This is a genomic window from Micromonospora sp. NPDC048040 (assembly GCF_055587185.1).
Genome location: NZ_JBVJGT010000018.1, coordinates 93,782 through 110,035 on the forward strand (window position 1 = coordinate 93,782; position 16,254 = coordinate 110,035).

Here is a 16,254-nt window from a genome sequence, read left to right on the forward strand (position 1 = left end):
CCCACCCGCCCTACTTGTCCCTCTTGGACAGCCACACGTCGTAGAAGCTGGGGCGTGCGACCGCCTCGAAGCCGACGCCGTGCACGTACGGCGCGGCGCCGTACACCTGCGGCTCCTCGAACAGCGGGATCGCGTAGCCCTGCTCGATCACGTACCGCTGGATCTCGACGACCTTCGCGTTGCGCGCGTTCTCGTCGACGAGCGCGGACTGCTCCTCCAGCAGGCGATCGAGCTTCGGGTCGTTGGAGAGCAGCACGTCCCGGTTCTTGGTGTGGAAGTGGCTCTTGATCACGTCCTGGTCCGCCCGTCCCACCATCGAGTGCGTGATGGCGGTCCGCTCGGCGTTCTTGATGTCCACGGCCTGGGTGCCGGAGTCCGCGGGGCGGACGTCGAGCCGCACACCGATCCTGGTCCACTGCTGGGCGACCAGTTCGAGGGTCTGCTTCGACAGCGGCTGCGGGCCGGAGACGAAGACGCTCAGTTCGAGCTTGCGGCCACCCTTCTCCCGGATGCCGTCGCCGCCGCGTACCCAGCCGGCCTGGTCGAGCAGGGCGTTGGCCCGGTCGGGGTCGTAGGCGAGTTGCGCGGAGAGGTCGGTGTATCCCTCTGCCAGGTGGCTGAGCACCGAGGTCGCCACCGGGTAGCTGCCGGTGAAGAGCGTTTCGACGACCTCCTTGGCGTTGGTGCCCGCCTGCAGCGCCTTACGGACGTTGATGTCCTGCAGGATGCTGTTCGCCGGTCGCAGGTAGAGCCCGTTGTTGACGCCGCGGGTCGGCTCGGCGTAGATGCGGTGGCCGGCGGAGGTCACGGTCGCCTCGTCGTACGCCTGCACGTAGCGCACGTAGTCCGCCTGCCCCGAGGTCAACGCGCCGACCCGGACGCTGTCCTCCGGAGTCACGATGATCTTGATCCGGTCGAGGTAGGCGCGCCCCTGGTGGGCGAAGGACGGCGGGGCCCAGTTGTAGTCCTCGCGGGCCACCAGTTCGATCTCCTTGTCGATGACCTGGTTCGCGACGGTGAACGGGCCGGAGCCGACGACGTTCTTGAGCTGGCACTGCTCCTCGTACGGCAGCGAGATGGTCTTCTTGGACACGAGGCCCGCCCCGATCACCGACGTGCCCTGCAGGAACCCGGGCGACGGCTTGTCGAAGTGGAACTTCACCGTGTCCTTGTCGACGACCTCACTGCGTTCGTAGTTGTTGACGAACTCGGCCACCGGAAGCTTCAGGTCCTTGTCGCCGAGGCCGTACACGTCGTAGTTCGCCGCCACGGTCTCCGCGTCGAGCGGGCTGCCGTCGCTGAAGGTCACCCCGTCGCGCAGGTGGAAGGTGTACTCGGTCGCGTCGGCGTTGACCTCCCAGGACTTGGCGACCCAGGGCTCGACCTTGAGTGTCTTCGGGTCCTGCCAGGTGAGTTTGTCGGTGAGCTGGTTGAGCACACCGCCGTTCGGGTAGAAGCCCGCGGCCGGCAGGTAGAGGCAGCTCGGCGGCTGGTGCTCGAGGTAGACGAGCGTGCCGCCGTAGATAGGGTCGCCGGCGTCCTGCCCGGCACCGGGCGAGCCGCCGCCCGAGCAGGAGGCGAGCAACCCGGCCACGGCGAGGGCGGCAACCCCTGCCAGCGCGGTGGACCGGAACCTGGATCGTGACATGCGTGATGGCCTTTCGTACCGGCAAGGAACTTGCATGGAGGGGGTGACGTAATTCAGGCGCAGGGCGACGTGCTCGTGCCGGAGCTGCCCCGCGTCCGGGTGTCAGGGCCACCGGGCCGGGCCGGCGAGAGGGGGAGGTGACAGCGGTCGGACGCGCCGCGACGAGCGCGCATGCGCTCGTCGCGGGAGCAGTTGCCGCCGCGGAAGCGCCGCCCTCGCCTACTCGGTCAGCGCGGACAGAGTGCGCTGCAGGTGCGCTGGTGGTCGACGTAGCGCCGCACGACCAGGGAAGTGACGATGCGCTTCCCGGTCGGCGAGTGGCTGCTACGGATCATGGTTGGGAAGTTATCCCATCGGTTTGGTAGGTAACAAATCCTGCTCGCATCGTGGGATGCGTCGGAAGCCCGGTGACCGCGGCGCCCCGGCCTCGACCAGTAAGGTGTGCCCTCCGGTGACGCCGACAGGTCAGCGAGCGGCGATACTGACCGGATCTGTTCCGCCGGGCGGAGATGCAGGACCAGCAGGAGGTGAGAGCGGTGCGTCCGACGCATCCGAACAGGTCGCTTCCTCGGGTCGTGCAGGCAGCGGACCTCGCTGGCTACACGACCGTGCACCTGATGGACGTGATGAAGGCCTTCATGGCGATCCTGTCCCTACCTCAGTCGGCCGCCGACCACATCGACGCAGTCGCCGTACCGGTCGGCCAGGGCGAGGAGTGGCGTCCCACCCATGCCATCCGACGCTGGGAGGCCAACCCAGGCATCAGCTACCTGCTGGTGGCGAATGGCAATCCGACCGAGAAGACATACCACCGGATCACACTCCCCTATCTACGCAGGCTCGGCCTGCGCCGCCTCGACGGGGTCCACCTACAGGCCGAGCCGGCACCCAACACCGGCTTACAAGGCGCGTGGATCGCCAGCCAGGTCGAGGCCCTCGGCATCACGAGTCTCGCGCTCAGCGTCTCCCCCTACCACCTGCCCCGCGTCTATCTCACGGTTCTCAAAGCGCTCAGCCGCAGCGGCATCCGCATCCCGCTCATCCCGGACCCCGTACCTGTCCCTCCCGACACAGCCGCCCCGGAGACGCAAGCGACCGCCTACGACCTGCTCGCAGGGGAGGCAGAACGGATACTCACGTACACGACCACGGAGTGGGTCGCCAGCCTCGACGAACTGCAGGGGTACCTCCAGTGGCTGTGGAGCGACCACAAGACCCTCCTCACCAAGCCCCGGCCGGAGACCGCAGGTCATAGGGCCGTCCCGCCAGCCTCGTGAACGGTGACGCTTCGGGGCTCCCCGATTTCCCTGCCCGACCTGCCGAGCCGGGTGCGACGTGAACGCCCTGTCGGCGGCACACGAGCACACCGCCGATCGCGTCGATGCCGGTGCCTGGACGCGGTCACGAAGGCCCAATCGGCCAGGGCGGACGGGCGTGCAGTTGTGTCGATCTTTATGATCGCCGGATGTTCGGACGCTTCCGCAAGCCGCCCAACCCGGATTCCGACTACAGCCAGGCCGATCTGGAGTTGCGCGCCGCGCGTGACCGGGCGCTCGCGGGTGACTGGGCAGCAGCCCGGAAACTGACCGAGGCCACCGGCCGGGACTGGGAGCTGCGCGGCCGCCGGCTCTCGGTGCTGGGTGGCGCTGCCGGTCAGTCCCCCCAGTGGCTGGACGCGTGGGAAGCCGCTGCGCCGGACGACCCGACGGTCGCCATCCTGCGAGCTGACGCCCTGATGGACCTGGCTGGCGAAGCCCGGGGTGCCGCGTCTGCTCGCGAAACCAGCCGGGAGCAGTTCCAGGAGTTCCACCGACTCTCCGCCCTCGCGGCCCGGGCCAGTCAGCGCGCGGTGGAGCTCAACCCCGACGACCCCTACCCATGGGTGGTCCGCCTGACCTCGATGCTCGCCGACGGCCACCGGCAGCGCGACGAGTTCCTCGCGGCGATGGGCGAGTCGGTCAAGCGCGATCCGTACAACTTCGAGGCCCACCTCATGGCGGTGACCTTCCTCTGCGAGAAGTGGTACGGCTCGCACGAGCAGATGTTCGCCGCGGCCCGCAAGCCCGCCGCCGCCGCGCCCGTCGGCTCATCGGTGGCGATGCTGCCGCTGCTCGCCCACTTCGAGTACGCGCTGCGCGAATACGGCTTCGACACGCGGGCGGAGTCGCTGGCCGCGAAAGCGAGCTACTTCCGCCGGCCCGAGGTGATCCGGGAGATCGACGCGTGCGCCGCCAAGTGGCGCGGGGCCGGCGAGCCTCGCCTGATCGGTCGGGGCATCACGCTTCGGCACTGGCTGGCGCTGGCCAACTACCTGGCCGAGCATGACCGAAAGGGCACCAGGGCCCTGCTCGCGCAGATCGGGCCCTACCTCGGAAGCACCGCGGCGTACGGCTACTTCTGGATGCGGCAGACCGAGGGCTTCCACGCCGTCTGGAAGTGGGCCAGATGAAATGAGCAGGCCGGGACCGGGTACGCTCCGGCCCCGACGGTCTGTCGCGAATTCCGCTACCGCGGTGCAGGCGCGGGCGCCTACGCTCGCACCGTGGCCAGGATTCGCAAGCGGAGGATCCGCGTCGCCGGCCTCGACTACCGATGGATGGTCAGTCACGTCGACCCCGGTCACGTCGTGGTCAGGGTCTGGCACATCGCAACCAGGGGCAGCCAGTTGGAGGTCCAGGTGGCCTTCGACGACCCGTGGCTCAACTTCGGACCGATCATCACCGCACCTGCGGACCGGGTGGCCGAGGTGTTCGCCCTGGCCCCGGTCACGCCACGGTTGGTCGCGGAACTGATCCAGGCGGCGCTGGCCGCGGGCTGGCCGGTTCATGGTGACGGCGGGCCGCTGCGCTTCACGCTCAGTCGGGACCGCGAACGGCTGGAGCCCGCGTCCGGCGCGACGCACCGTTAGACGGCGAGGTTGCCGTAGCTCGGGGTGCCTGCCGTCTCGTAGGTCAGTTGCAGCGCGCCGTTGGCGCGGGTGATCGACTCGGAGAGCCGGAAGGCCGTGGGCACGGTGCCTGCCGCGAACAGCCGCTTGCCGCTACCGAGCACCAGCGGATAGAGCCACAGGTGCAGCCGGTCGACGAGGCCGAGGCGCAGCAGCGACTGCACCAGGTCGAGGCTGCCGATGACGTGGAGCTCGTCGTGGCGATCCTTCAGCCCGGCAACGCCCTCGGCGAGATCACCGCTGACGAGCGTCGATCCCTCCCACTCCAGCGGCTCGGCAAGCGTACGGCTCGCCACGTACTTGGGCACCCGGTTGAGCAGGCCGGTGAAGGGGATCTCCACGGGCGCCTTCGGCCAGTAGGCGGCGAAGATCTCGTACGTCTTCCGGCCCAGCAGCAGCGCGTCCATGCTCGCGGCCTGCTCGAACATGGCACTGCCGGACTCCTGGTCCACCAGCGGCGCCTGCCACCCGCCATGCGCGAAGCCGCCGTCGCGGTCCTCGTCGGGCGCCCCCGGCGCCTGCGCCACACCGTCCAGCGTCACGAACTCCGTCACGACGAGCTTGCCCATCTGACGCTCCCTCCACTCCCCGATCCGCCCCTCGACCAGACCACGCGACGGATCGAGAATCATCGGCCTGATCCGTGGTCCGAAGCCAGCACTGCCGCCTACCGGCCACCTCTGGGAGCAACGATCCGACGCGCGGTCGGTTTCAGGAAGGTGGGCACCCGCCGCCCGGGTGCTGCCGAGGTCAGCGGATGCCGACGAAGAAGCGGGTCTGGTCGCTGCGGTGCAGTGCGTAGTAGGCCTCGAACCGGGTGCCGTCCGGCAGCCAGGCCACGGACTCGATGCCGAGCAGGGGCGTCGAGGCGGTGACCTCGAGCAGGGCGGCGTCCTCGGGTTCGGGGAAGACGGCTTCGATCCAGCGGTCGGCCCCGACAGGTTCGAGCCCGTACCGGCGGCGCAGCACGTCGTAGAGGGACTGGTTCTCCAGGACGGCGCGGTCCAGGCCGGGCACCAGCCGGGCGGGCAGCGCGGTGTCGACGAGCAGCCAGGGCTGGCCGTCGACACCCCGGAGCCGGCGCATCCGCACGACCGGCTCGCCGACCGGAATCTGCAACAGGTCCGCCTCGCGCTGGTCCGCCGGGCTGAGGCTCTGGCTGATCGTGTGGGTGGTGACCCGGCGTCCCGACTCCCGCAGGTCGTCGGCGGAGCCGGACACGGAGCCGACAAAGCGCAGCTCGGTCTTGCGGGGAGCGACGAAGGCGCCCCGCCCCTTGACCTTGTAGATCATCCGTTGCTGGACGAGCTCACGCAGCGCCTCACGGACGACGGTGCGGGAGACGCCAAAGAGGTCGGTCAGCTCCGCCTCCGACGGCAACGGCTGGTCCGGGGCTATCTCACCGGCCTCGATCTGGCCGCGCAGCTCCCGCATCAGCTGCATCCACAGCGGCTCGCTCCCATCGCGGGTGAGCCGCCGGTACGTCATCGTCATGGACTTCCTTCCCCATCGACCGGATACAGCATGCCATGACCGCGCAGCCCTGTCATGACAGGAAGCGGGGGTCGTTTGCCAGCCCAATCACCGAATTGACACGTTAACGTAACCACCATCACTGTGACTTGAAACACGTTTGTCATCTAGCTCTAGCCAACCTGTCACTACAGGTCTGTAATGACTGGACCTCACCGCGGCCCCTCAGCTGCGGTCGGCTGACTGAGCACGTCCACTCCCGCTCCGACGGGTTTTCGCTCTCTCTGGAGGCCCCCACCATGCGTACCCATCCCTCGTCCCGACGGCGGCGCACCGCCGTCGTGGCCGCGCTCGTCGCGACGGTCGCGGTCACCGCGGCCGGCTGCGGCTCCGGCGCGAGCGGCGGCAACGCCAAGGACGGCGACAAGCCGTTCATCGCGCTGAGCAACGGCTTCATCGGCAACGGCTGGCGGCAGACCATGATCGCCAAGTTCGAGGCCGCCGCCACCAAGGCGCAGAGCGACGGGCTGATCGGCAAGTTCAAGGTCGTCAACGCCCCCGGCGAGAACTCGGCCACCGAGCAGGTCGCCCAGATCAAGAGCCTGCTGCTGCAGAAGCCGGACGCCCTGCTGATCGACCCGGCCTCGCCGACCGCGCTCAAGCCGGTCATCCAGCAGGCCTGCGACGCCGGCATCAAGGTCGTGGTCTTCGACTCGGCGATCGACGCCCCCTGCGCCCACGTGCTGCTCAACAGCTTCAAGGACTGGGCGACGGCCGCCGCCGAGCCGCTGGTGAAGGGCATCGGCGGCAAGGGCACGGTGATCGTCAGCCGGGGCGTGGTCGGCTCCCAGCCCGAGGCGGAGATGTACCAGACCACGCAGGACATCCTGGCCAAGAACCCGGACGTCAAGGTCGCCGCGACCGTCAACGGCATGTGCGACGGCGCCAAGGCGCAGAAGGCCGTGCTCGGTGTGCTGTCGAGCGTGCCGCAGGTCGACGGGGTCATCGGCTGTGGTGACGGCTACGGCGTCGCCCAGGCGTTCACCAGCGCGGGCAAGCCCGTCCCGGCGGTCACCTTCGAGACCAACGGTCGCGCGCTGAAGTACTGGCAGGACAGCAAGCTCGACAACGGCTCGGTCGCGGTCATGTCCGACCCGGGCCAGTCGGTCGCCGCCCTGTGGCAGGCGATCGACCTGCTCGACGGCAAGGACATCCCGAAGGAGATGACCTTCCCGATCGTGCTGGTGGAGCAGAAGGACGTCGCCGCGTGGGCCGGCGTCCTGAAGCCCGACGAGTACGCGGCATGGCCGTGGACCCAGGAGCTCTTCCGCAAGCAGGTCGAGGCCGTGAAGAGCGGCGGCGCCCCGGTGCAGCCGCCGATCCCGACGGCTGCCGGCTGACCAAACAGCAACAGAGGAGCGCATCATGCACGTCGACAACCTGCCGGTGGGGTCGCACGCGGCCCCGCCGCAGGACGACCGGACGCCGTCCGCGGCGCCACCGGTCGTCACCGCGCGGCGGGTGACCAGGACGTACGGGCGCACCCGAGCCCTCACCGGGGTGGACCTCGACGTCCGCGCCGGTGAGGTGCTCGGCCTCGTCGGCCACAACGGCGCAGGCAAGAGCACGCTGATGCGCATCCTTGCCGGCTTGGAAGCGTGCGACGAGGGCACGGTCACGGTGGGTGGGCAGGAGGCGCCGCGCGCCGTCGCGCCGGGCTCCGAGCCGTTCCGTGCGGTCCGGATGGCCTACCAGGAAACGTCGCTCTGCCCCGACCTCACCGTCGCGGAGAACATCTGGGTCTCCTCCCGGCACTGCCTGCCCCGCCTGCGCTGGCGGCGGGCGGCCAGCGCCAAGGTCACCCGCCGGCTGGACGAGATGTTCCCGGGCCACGGGGTGTCGCCGCGGGACCGGGTCGAGGACCTGTCGCTGGCCCAGCGGCAGATGGTGGAGATCGGCCGGGCGAGCCTCGTCGATCGGCTCGACCTGCTGATCCTGGACGAGCCGACCGAGTCGCTCGGCCCGGACGCCGCGCGGTCGCTCTACGCGTACGTCCGGCGGCTCACCGCCCAGGGCACGGCCGTCCTGCTCATCTCGCACCGGATCCGTGAGGTGCTCTCCGTGGCCGACCGGGTCGCGGTGATGCGCGACGGCGCGGTCGTCGAGGAGCGGCCCGCGGCCGGCCTCAGCGAACAGGACGTGCTCACCCTGATGGGTGCGGAGGTTGCCGAGCCCGCCGCCGCGCCCGCCCCCGCCCGCGTGGCCGGCGACCGGCCGGTCGTCGGCGAACTGCGCGGCGCCACCGGCCACGGCCTGCACGACGTGTCGATCACGGTCGGCCGGGGCGAGGTCGTCGGGCTGGCCGGCCTCGCCGGCCAGGGCCAGCAGCAGGTGCTCGAACGGCTGTGGCGCCCCGTCCGGCGGGACACCACCGTCGAGGGCACCCGCGCCTATGTGCCCGGTGACCGGCAGCGCTCCGGCATCCTGCCGCTGTGGTCCGTGGCGGAGAACCTCATCGTCACCGCCATGCGCGGCCTGGCCCGGTACGGCGTACGCCGTACCGGCGCGGAGGACGCCGCGGTCCGCGACTGGGTGGACCGGTTGGCCATCCGCGGTGGCGCCGACGCGGGCATGACCGAGCTCAGCGGCGGCAACCAGCAGAAGGTCATCGTGGCCCGGGCGTTCGCCTCCACGGCGGACCTGGTCCTGCTCGACGACCCGTTCCGCGGGGTCGACGTGCACACGAAGACCGACCTCTACACGCTCATCCGGCAGGAGGCGGCGGGCGGCCGCAGCGTGGTCTGGTACTCGAGCGAGAACGCCGAGATGGCGCACTGCGACCGGGTCTACGTGCTGCGCGCCGGCCGGGTCGTCGCCGAGCTGACCGGCGCGGAAATCTCCGAGGAACGGATCATCGCCGTCTCCTTCGCCGAATCCGAGCCCACGGGAGCACAGCGATGACGAATCTCGTCGCGACGGCGATGCCGTCGCGGGCCCTGCTGCGCCGCACCGGCCCCGCCATGGTCAGCGCGGTCGCCATGGTGGCCATGATCGCGGTCTGCGCGTCGCTGCAGTCCGACGTGCTGACCGTCCCCGGTCTCACCCTGGTCCTCTCGGCCACCGTGCCCCTGGTCATCGCGGCCCAGGCCCAGATGGTGCTCATGTCCGTGGGCGACATCGACCTCGGCATCGGCAACTTCGTCGGCCTGGTCACCGTCATCACCGCCACGAAGCTGGTCTCCTCCCCCGGCACCGGCGCGCTGATGCTGCTCGGCCTCGTGGCGGCCTACGCCGTGCTCGGCGCGCTGATCCACCTGCGCCGGGTGCCGTCACTGATCGCCACCCTCGGCGCCTCGTTCGTCTGGCTGGGACTGGGGATGTTCGTCCTGCCCACGCCCGGCGGCAGCACCCCCGAGTGGTTGGCGACCTTCGGCTCCTGGCAGCCGGGCGGCTTCCCCGCCCCGCTGCTGCCGATCCTCGTCGTCGCCGCGGTGGTCTGGCTGCTGTCCGCCCGCAGCTCCGTCGGGGTGCGGGTCCGCGCGCTGGGCAGCAACCCGGTCGCGCTGCAACGGGCCGGCCTGCGACCGCTGACCGCGCGGATCATCGCGTACGTCGTGGCCGGGGCGCTCGGCGTGCTCTCCGGGCTCGCCCTCGCGTCGCAGACCGGCGGCGGCGACGTCTCGTCCGCCACCAGCTACACCCTGATCACGGTCGCCGCGGTGATCCTCGGCGGCGGGTCCTTCGCTGGCGGCACCGCCGTGCCGTGGGGCGTCGCCATCGGCGGCATCACCCTCGGCCTGGTCAGTGTCGTCCTCAGCCTGCTCGACGTGCCGTCGAACATGCAGTCGGCCGTACAGGGCGTGATCGTGCTGGCCGTGCTGGCCGGCCGCGCCGTGGTCGGAAAGGTGCTCCGATGACCCTCCGTACGCTCGCCCGCCCCTGGATCTGGGGCTTCGTCGCCGCCACGCTGGTCTGGGTCACCATCCTCGCCATCTCCAGTCAGGGCAGCGGGCAGACCGTCTCGCTCGCGCTGTCCCTGGCCCCGTACCTGGTCATCGTCGGCCTCGGCCAGATGCTGGTGATCACCGCGGGGCCGGGCAACATCGACGTGTCGGTGGCGCCGATCATCTCCCTCGCCGGCTTCGTCGCGGTCCAGGTGACCGCGTCGACCGGTTCGGTGCCGGTCGGCATCCTGGCCGGCATCGGGACCGGGCTGGCCGTCGCGGTGATCAGCGTGGTGGCGATCCTCGGGCTGTCCGTCCCGCCGATCATCGCCACCCTGGCCGCCGGGCTGATCGCCTCGTCGCTGACGCTGTCGCTGGCCGACGGCTTCACCGCGGTGCCCGACGACGGGCTGCGCAAGCTGCTCAACCTGCGTCCGGCCGGCGTACCCGTGCTCGCCGTCGCGGTGGCCGCGCTGACCGCGCTGGTCGTCGTCCTGCTCCGCCGCACGACGTACGGCCGCTCGCTGCTCGCGGTCGGGCAGAGCCGGCCGGCCGCGGAACGGGCCGGCATCCCCGTCACCCGGATCATCGGCACGACCTACCTGGCCAGTGGCGCCCTCGCCGGACTGGCGGGCGCGCTGCTCGCCGCCTACATCGCGCCGTCGCCCGACCTGGGCACGCGCTACCTGCTCGACTCGGTCGCCGTCGTCGTCATCGGCGGCACGCTCATCTCGGGCGGCCGGGCCGTGCCGGTCGGCATCTGGGGCAGCGCGCTCTTCTTCATCCTGCTCGACGGTCTCGTCAACCTCGTGGGCTGGAGCACGGCCGCACAGAACCTGCTCAAGGGCGGCCTGGTGCTGTTCGTCCTCTTCCTCGCCGGTGGCGGAGCGCTCCGCAACGCCGGCGGGACCACCCGAACCCGTCGACGGCTGCGACCCGCGGCCGCGACAACCGCTGGAACTAGCACAGGAGAAAACAGCAATGGCTGACACCGACGGTCTGCTCGACGCCCGCGACTTCGGCGGGGCCGCCACCACCGCCGCCGGCTTCCACGTCAAGGGAGCCCACGCCCAGGACTGGGGCCTGCAGAACCGGCTGTCCCGGATCTTCCGACCCGACAACGGCCGTACGGTGATGCTGGCCTTCGACCACGGCTACTTCCTCGGGCCGATGGCCGGCCTGGAGCGGCTGGACACCAACATCGCCCCGCTCGTGCCGGACGCCGACGCGATCATGATGACCCGCGGCGCCCTGCGCACCAGCATCCCGTCGCACAGCAACGCCGGTATCGTGCTGCGGGCCAGCGGCGGGCCCAGCGTGCTGCGGGACCTCTCGGACGAGCACATCGCCCTGGACATCGAGGACGCGGTCCGGCTCAACGCCGCGGCGCTGGCGATCCAGGTGTTCATCGGCGGCGAGCACGAGTCCCGGTCGGTGGCGAACCTGGCGGCCCTGGTGGACGCCGGGCAGCGGCACGGCATCGCCGTGCTCGGCGTGACCGCCGTGGGCAAGGACATGGTCCGCGACGCGCGCTACTTCCGGCTCGCCACCCGAATCAGCGCGGAGATGGGCGCCCACATCGTCAAGACGTACTACGTCAACGAGGGCTTCGAGACCGTGACCGCGGCCTGCCCGGTGCCGATCATCGTCGCCGGCGGCAAGAAGCTGCCCGAGCTCGACGCGCTGACCATGGCGTACCGGGCGATGCAGGAGGGCGCGGCGGGCGTCGACATGGGCCGCAACATCTTCCAGAGCGAGTACCCGGCCGCGATGCTGGCCGCGGTCCGCGCCGTGGTGCACGACGACACCAAGCCCGAGGACGCCTACGAGCTGTTCCGGGAGCGGTCGGCCTCTTCCGCGTCCTGATCATCGCCAGGGGTGCGGGTCTCCCACCCGGCCCGCACCCCTCATCTCCGGGAGCTCCTCATGCCACACCCACAGACCGGCGCCGATGACATCGTCGACCTCGTGATCATCGGCGCCGGTATCAACGGCCTCGCCATCGCCCGAGACGCCGCCAGCCGGGGCCTCAGCGTCGTCGTGGTCGACCGCGGTGACGTCGGCGCCGGCACCACCGCCACTTCCAGCCGGCTCATCCACGGCGGCCTGAAGTACCTCGAGCGCTACGACTTCGCCCTGGTGCACGAGTCGATCCGGGAACGGCACCTGCTGTTCCGCACCGCGCCGCACCTGGTCCACGACTATCCCATGCTGATCCCGTTCTACGCCGGTGACAGCCGGCCGGGACCCCTGATCCGCCTCGGCCTGGCCGCGTTCGACGTCCTGGCCGCGGGCCGTGGGCGCGGACGCAGCCGGGGCATGTCCCCCCGGGCGATCGGCCGGCGCTGGCCCCACCTCTCGCGCAAGGGGCTGCGCGGCGGGGTGCTCTTCAACGACGCCCAGGTGCCGTGGGCCGAGCGGCTCTGCGTCGAACTGCTGGTCGACGCCGAGCGGCTGGGCGCGCGGGTGCTGACCTACACGACGGTGACCGGTCTGCTCGTGACGGACCGGCGGGTGGACGGGGTCCGGACCCGGGACAACCAGTCGGGGCGCGAGGGGGAGATCCGGGGACGGCTCACGATCAACGCGGCCGGGCCGTGGATCGACCGGATCCTCGACGGCCAGGTGGCGAGCGGGCGTCTCAACGGCGGCACCAAGGGCAGCCACATCATCATCGACCCGTTCCCGGGCGCCCCGGACACCTGCATCTTCTTCGAGGCCGCCGCCGACCGGCGACCGATCTTCATCTTCCCCTGGGAGGGCCGCTACGTCCTCGGCAGCACCGACCTCACGTACGAGGGTGACCTGGACGAGGTCGTCGCCAGCGACGCCGAGATCGACTACCTGCTCACCGAGGCGAACCGGTTGTTCCCCCAGGCCGGCCTCACCCCGGACGACGTGCTCTACAGCATCGCCGGAATCCGTCCGCTGCCCTACACGGCCGGCGTGTCGGACAACGCCAAGATCAGTCGTGGGCACACGGTGCTCAACCACGCGCCCGCGTACGAGGGGCTGCTCACGATCATCGGCGGCAAGCTGACCACCCACCGGGCCCTCGCCGAGGACGCCACCGACGAGGCGCTGAAGGTGCTCGGCCGGCCGGCGCAACGGTGCACCACCCGTACCCGGCCGCTGCCCGGCGCCGACACGCCGGACTGGTACGCCTTCCGCGCGGACTTCGCGCGTTCGGCCACCCCGTTCACTCCGGCGCAGTCCGCCCGGCTGCTGGACATCTACGGCGTCCGGGCCCGCCACGTACTCGAACTCGCCGTAGCCGACCCGACACTGGCCGAAGTCGTCGACGAGCGGACCGGGGCGGTCGCCGCCGAGATTGTCATGGCCTTCCGCGAGGAACGGGCCGTGACCTTGGCGGACGTGCTGCTGCGCCGTACGCTGATCGGCCTCGGCCCGGACATGGCGGTGTCGACGGCCGTGACCTGCGCGGACGTCGCCGTACGGCATCTCGGCTGGGACACCGGACGGGCCGACGCCGAGGTGGCCGCCTACCGGGCGGAGCTGCGGCGCTTCCGCCCGCGCGGGCTGAGCCTCGCCCCGGCGACCGGAACGAGCGACAGGAGGACGTCGTGACGACCCCGCACACCTGCTACCTCGGGGTCGACGTCGGCCTCACCGCCACCAAGGTGGCCGCCTTCGACGTCGTCGGCAACGAGCTGGCCGTCGTGCACGCCCGCACTCCGCGCACCAGCGTCACCGCCCACCGCCACCACGTCGACATGACCGCCCTCGCCGACACGGTGCTGTCGCTGCTGGCGGACGTCGCCGGCACGCTGGCCGCCGAGGGGTACGCCCCGGCGGGCATCGGCGTGGCCGCACACGGCAACGGCATCTACCCGGTCGACGCATCCCTGCGCCCGATCGGGCCGGCCATCGCCTCGTCGGACAGCCGGGCGCAGCACATCGTCCAGGCGATCCCGCCGGAGGGGGCCCGCCGGCTGGCCCGGGAGACCGGCTCGATCCCGTGGGCCGCCCAGCCCGCCGTCCTGCTGCGCTGGCTGCGGGACGCCGAACCGGCGACCTACGCCGCCACCCGGTGGGTGCTGTCCTGCAAAGACTGGGTCACCGCGCAGCTCACCGGCGTGGCGAGCGCGGACTACAGCGACGCCAGCGCGTTCGGCATGGTCGGGCTCGACACCCGCGCCTACACGCCCACGGCGCTCGAACTGGTGGGCCTGCCCGCCGCCGACCTGGACCGGTTCCCACCGCTGCGCAGGTCCGACGAGGTGGTCGCCGGTCTGAGCGCGGCGACGGCGGCCCGCACGGGGCTGCCCGAGGGCCTGCCGGTCATCGCCGGGTGCATGGACTGCGTGGCCGCCACACTCGGCGCCGGAGGTCGGGACCTCGGGGACGGGACGATCATCGTCGGCACCTGGGCGATCAACGGCGTGGTGGTACCCGCCCGCACCCCCGCCCCGGAGGTCACGCTCAGCGCCTTCATGCCCGATCCGGCCACGATGCTGGCCATGGAGGTGGCCCCCACGTCAGCCGCCAACCTCGACTGGCTCGCCTGCGCCGGGGTGCCCCACCAGCAGACCGGCGGCGTCGCCGCGGCGGAACTGCTGCAGGAGGCCGCCGCGGTGCCGCCCGGCGCCGACGGCCTGCTGTTCCTGCCCTTCGTCAACGGCTCGCCCGAGCATCCGTCGGCGTCCGGCACCTTCCTCGGCATCTCCAGCAACCACCGCCGGGGCCACCTCACCCGGGCGGTCATCGAAGGCGTCGCGCAGTACCACCGGGTGCAGCTCGACCGGGTGCTGGCCAGCGGCGCGGACGTCGGTGACCGGCCCTGGCGGCTGGCCGGTGGCGGCGCGCGGTCGACGGTGTGGGCGCAGATCTTCGCCGACGTGCTCGGCCGCCCGGTCCGGCGGCAGCTCACCAGCGAACTCGGTGCCCGGGGCGTCGCCTCCCTGCTGCCCGGCGCCCTCGGCCACGACGTGCCGCCGTGGACCGTCAACGACGAGGACGACCTTTGCGTGCACCCGGGGCCGGACCGCGCCGCCTACCGGGAACACGCCCAGGCGTTCGACCGCTGTCTCGCCGGGATGTCCGCCGTGTGGTCGGAGGTCGAGCGCTACCGCAGCGCTGGGGAGAACTCCTGACATCGGGTGGCGGGTGACATCCGGCGGACCTGCGGACTGTCCCGCCGGATGCGGGAAGGGTGAGCAGCCGCGGTGGATCGCCTCGGACGATTCGTGGGCCGCGATCGCACCGCTGCTGCTGCCCTACCGCCCACCGAGCCCCGCCGTCCCTGACTCCGACGGGGCGGGGCACATCTTCCTGATTCGCCGCGTCAGGCGGCGGCGGTGCGCCGGCCACAGTCACACCTCGGGCGGCCGGCGCGTCTCAGGGGCATGAGAAGCCTTGGACGTGGGGTGGCCGCGCTGCTCGGCGCGGCGTCGGTGATCATCGGGCTGTGGGCCCTGCTGCGGCCCTTCTCCTTCAGTTCGGCGGTGAACTTCCCACCGCACGAGCACTTCGTGCACGACGTGGGGGCGTTCCAGCTCGGCATCGGGATGACCCTGCTGCTGGCGCTGATCTGGGCCGACGCCCTGGCCGTCGCCCTCGCTGGGTTCCTGGTCGGCGGGGCGGCGCACACGGTCTCGCACCTGGTCGACGCGGACGCCGGCGGCAGCGCCGCGCAGACCTGGCTGGTCGGCCTGTCCGCCGTACTCGCCCTGGTCGCGTTGGTGGCCCGGCTGCGGCAGCTGGGCTGGGTGGTGGGGTACGTCGATCCCGCCCCGTCCGCCGTCTGGGCACCGCTGGTCCGCCAGAAGACGGTGGTACTGACGACGTACAAGCGCGACGGCACGGCCGTGGCCGCGGCGGTGAGCATCGCGGTGGCGGGGGAACGGGCGTACGTGCGCAGTTTCGAGAAGGCGTGGAAGACCAGGCGGATCCGCAACAACCCGCGGGTGGCCGTGGCCCCGTCGACCGCGCTGGGAAAGCCGACCGGTGCGGCGGTCGAGGCCGAGGCGCGGCGGTTGACCGGGGCCGAGTACCGGGCGGCCAGCCGGGCGCTGGTACGCAAGCAACCGCTGCTGCAAGGCGTGGTGGTGCCGTTGACGCACTTGCTCGGGCGGGCGAAGACCGGGCGTACGGTCCACTTCGCACTGACCCCGGTGGCGTCGGCCGGGCACGTCAGCGCCACCGCCGTGACAGATCGGCCGCCCACGCCCGCAGTCGACGAACGCTGATATACGCGCGAGGTATATACGCGAGGTATACGC

General features: G+C 71.3%; 14 protein-coding genes. 11 read left to right on the forward strand and 3 right to left on the reverse strand.

What is annotated here, in order from left to right:
- Window positions 1-10: 10 nt before the first annotated feature.
- On the reverse strand, window positions 11-1,648 hold the full coding sequence (locus ACZ6O2_RS19205) for a TIGR04028 family ABC transporter substrate-binding protein (protein WP_466023750.1): 1,638 nt from the start codon (window positions 1,646-1,648) through the stop codon (window positions 11-13).
- Between the two features lie 617 nt (window positions 1,649-2,265).
- Here ACZ6O2_RS19205 and ACZ6O2_RS19210 point away from each other — a divergent pair.
- The 3 genes from ACZ6O2_RS19210 to ACZ6O2_RS19220 all read left to right on the forward strand — a co-directional run bounded on the left by ACZ6O2_RS19210 (window position 2,266) and on the right by ACZ6O2_RS19220 (window position 4,556).
- Window positions 2,266-2,925 carry a hypothetical protein gene (locus tag ACZ6O2_RS19210; RefSeq protein WP_466023751.1) on the forward strand — a complete coding sequence of 220 codons (660 nt, stop codon included), beginning with the start codon at window positions 2,266-2,268 and terminating at the stop codon, window positions 2,923-2,925.
- 188 nt (window positions 2,926-3,113) lie between these two features.
- The gene (locus ACZ6O2_RS19215; RefSeq protein ID WP_466023752.1) at window positions 3,114-4,097 is read left to right on the forward strand and encodes a hypothetical protein; all 984 of its coding nucleotides are present in this window, start codon (window positions 3,114-3,116) and stop codon (window positions 4,095-4,097) included.
- A gap of 93 nt (window positions 4,098-4,190) precedes the next feature.
- Window positions 4,191-4,556 carry a hypothetical protein gene (locus ACZ6O2_RS19220; protein WP_466023753.1) on the forward strand — a complete coding sequence of 122 codons (366 nt, stop codon included), beginning with the start codon at window positions 4,191-4,193 and terminating at the stop codon, window positions 4,554-4,556.
- Here ACZ6O2_RS19220 and ACZ6O2_RS19225 read toward each other — a convergent pair.
- Both ACZ6O2_RS19225 and ACZ6O2_RS19230 read right to left on the reverse strand, forming a co-directional pair.
- Window positions 4,553-5,164 carry a dihydrofolate reductase family protein gene (locus ACZ6O2_RS19225; RefSeq protein ID WP_466023754.1) on the reverse strand — a complete coding sequence of 204 codons (612 nt, stop codon included), beginning with the start codon at window positions 5,162-5,164 and terminating at the stop codon, window positions 4,553-4,555. The two genes, ACZ6O2_RS19220 and ACZ6O2_RS19225, sit on opposite strands and share 4 nt — an antisense overlap.
- Before the next feature lie 181 nt (window positions 5,165-5,345).
- Entirely contained in the window at window positions 5,346-6,089 is a 744-nt protein-coding gene (locus tag ACZ6O2_RS19230; protein ID WP_350705795.1) for a GntR family transcriptional regulator, read from the reverse strand.
- Between the two features lie 278 nt (window positions 6,090-6,367).
- Here ACZ6O2_RS19230 and ACZ6O2_RS19235 point away from each other — a divergent pair, with 278 nt between their 5' ends.
- From ACZ6O2_RS19235 to ACZ6O2_RS19270, 8 genes are all read left to right on the forward strand, one after another.
- Entirely contained in the window at window positions 6,368-7,468 is a 1,101-nt protein-coding gene (locus ACZ6O2_RS19235) for an ABC transporter substrate-binding protein (RefSeq protein ID WP_357461178.1), read from the forward strand.
- A 25-nt stretch (window positions 7,469-7,493) separates the two neighbouring features.
- Window positions 7,494-9,029 carry a sugar ABC transporter ATP-binding protein gene (locus tag ACZ6O2_RS19240; RefSeq protein ID WP_466023755.1) on the forward strand — a complete coding sequence of 512 codons (1,536 nt, stop codon included), beginning with the start codon at window positions 7,494-7,496 and terminating at the stop codon, window positions 9,027-9,029.
- Window positions 9,026-9,985 carry an ABC transporter permease gene (locus ACZ6O2_RS19245; protein ID WP_357461172.1) on the forward strand — a complete coding sequence of 320 codons (960 nt, stop codon included), beginning with the start codon at window positions 9,026-9,028 and terminating at the stop codon, window positions 9,983-9,985. Before ACZ6O2_RS19240 ends, ACZ6O2_RS19245 begins: the two co-directional genes overlap by 4 nt.
- Window positions 9,982-11,001 carry an ABC transporter permease gene (locus ACZ6O2_RS19250; protein ID WP_350705787.1) on the forward strand — a complete coding sequence of 340 codons (1,020 nt, stop codon included), beginning with the start codon at window positions 9,982-9,984 and terminating at the stop codon, window positions 10,999-11,001. The genes ACZ6O2_RS19245 and ACZ6O2_RS19250 overlap by 4 nt, the downstream gene beginning before the upstream one ends.
- Entirely contained in the window at window positions 10,994-11,878 is an 885-nt protein-coding gene (lsrF, locus tag ACZ6O2_RS19255) for a 3-hydroxy-5-phosphonooxypentane-2,4-dione thiolase (RefSeq protein ID WP_350705785.1), read from the forward strand. The genes ACZ6O2_RS19250 and lsrF overlap by 8 nt, the downstream gene beginning before the upstream one ends.
- 60 nt (window positions 11,879-11,938) lie before the next feature.
- Window positions 11,939-13,600, forward strand: coding sequence for a glycerol-3-phosphate dehydrogenase/oxidase (locus ACZ6O2_RS19260; RefSeq protein WP_350705783.1), 1,662 nt, complete (start codon window positions 11,939-11,941; stop codon window positions 13,598-13,600).
- Window positions 13,597-15,126: an FGGY-family carbohydrate kinase gene (locus tag ACZ6O2_RS19265; RefSeq protein WP_466023756.1), complete on the forward strand. Its 1,530-nt coding sequence runs from the start codon at window positions 13,597-13,599 to the stop codon at window positions 15,124-15,126. Before ACZ6O2_RS19260 ends, ACZ6O2_RS19265 begins: the two co-directional genes overlap by 4 nt.
- A 252-nt stretch (window positions 15,127-15,378) precedes the next feature.
- Entirely contained in the window at window positions 15,379-16,221 is an 843-nt protein-coding gene (locus ACZ6O2_RS19270; RefSeq protein ID WP_466023757.1) for a PPOX class F420-dependent oxidoreductase, read from the forward strand.
- Window positions 16,222-16,254: the final 33 nt, after the last annotated feature.

Excerpts from the sequence above, each read along its gene's own strand:
- ACZ6O2_RS19250 (WP_350705787.1), top strand. The coding sequence starts at position 9,982 with ATGACCCTCCGTACGCTCGCCCGCCCCTGGATCTGGGGCTTCGTCGCC.
- ACZ6O2_RS19260 (WP_350705783.1), top strand. The coding sequence starts at position 11,939 with ATGCCACACCCACAGACCGGCGCCGATGACATCGTCGACCTCGTGATC.
- ACZ6O2_RS19205 (WP_466023750.1), bottom strand. The coding sequence starts at position 1,648 with ATGTCACGATCCAGGTTCCGGTCCACCGCGCTGGCAGGGGTTGCCGCC.
- lsrF (WP_350705785.1), top strand. The coding sequence starts at position 10,994 with ATGGCTGACACCGACGGTCTGCTCGACGCCCGCGACTTCGGCGGGGCC.
- ACZ6O2_RS19215 (WP_466023752.1), top strand. The coding sequence starts at position 3,114 with ATGTTCGGACGCTTCCGCAAGCCGCCCAACCCGGATTCCGACTACAGC.
- ACZ6O2_RS19210 (WP_466023751.1), top strand. The coding sequence starts at position 2,266 with ATGGACGTGATGAAGGCCTTCATGGCGATCCTGTCCCTACCTCAGTCG.
- ACZ6O2_RS19225 (WP_466023754.1), bottom strand. The coding sequence starts at position 5,164 with ATGGGCAAGCTCGTCGTGACGGAGTTCGTGACGCTGGACGGTGTGGCG.
- ACZ6O2_RS19235 (WP_357461178.1), top strand. The coding sequence starts at position 6,368 with ATGCGTACCCATCCCTCGTCCCGACGGCGGCGCACCGCCGTCGTGGCC.
- ACZ6O2_RS19240 (WP_466023755.1), top strand. The coding sequence starts at position 7,494 with ATGCACGTCGACAACCTGCCGGTGGGGTCGCACGCGGCCCCGCCGCAG.
- ACZ6O2_RS19230 (WP_350705795.1), bottom strand. The coding sequence starts at position 6,089 with ATGACGATGACGTACCGGCGGCTCACCCGCGATGGGAGCGAGCCGCTG.
- ACZ6O2_RS19270 (WP_466023757.1), top strand. The coding sequence starts at position 15,379 with ATGAGAAGCCTTGGACGTGGGGTGGCCGCGCTGCTCGGCGCGGCGTCG.
- ACZ6O2_RS19245 (WP_357461172.1), top strand. The coding sequence starts at position 9,026 with ATGACGAATCTCGTCGCGACGGCGATGCCGTCGCGGGCCCTGCTGCGC.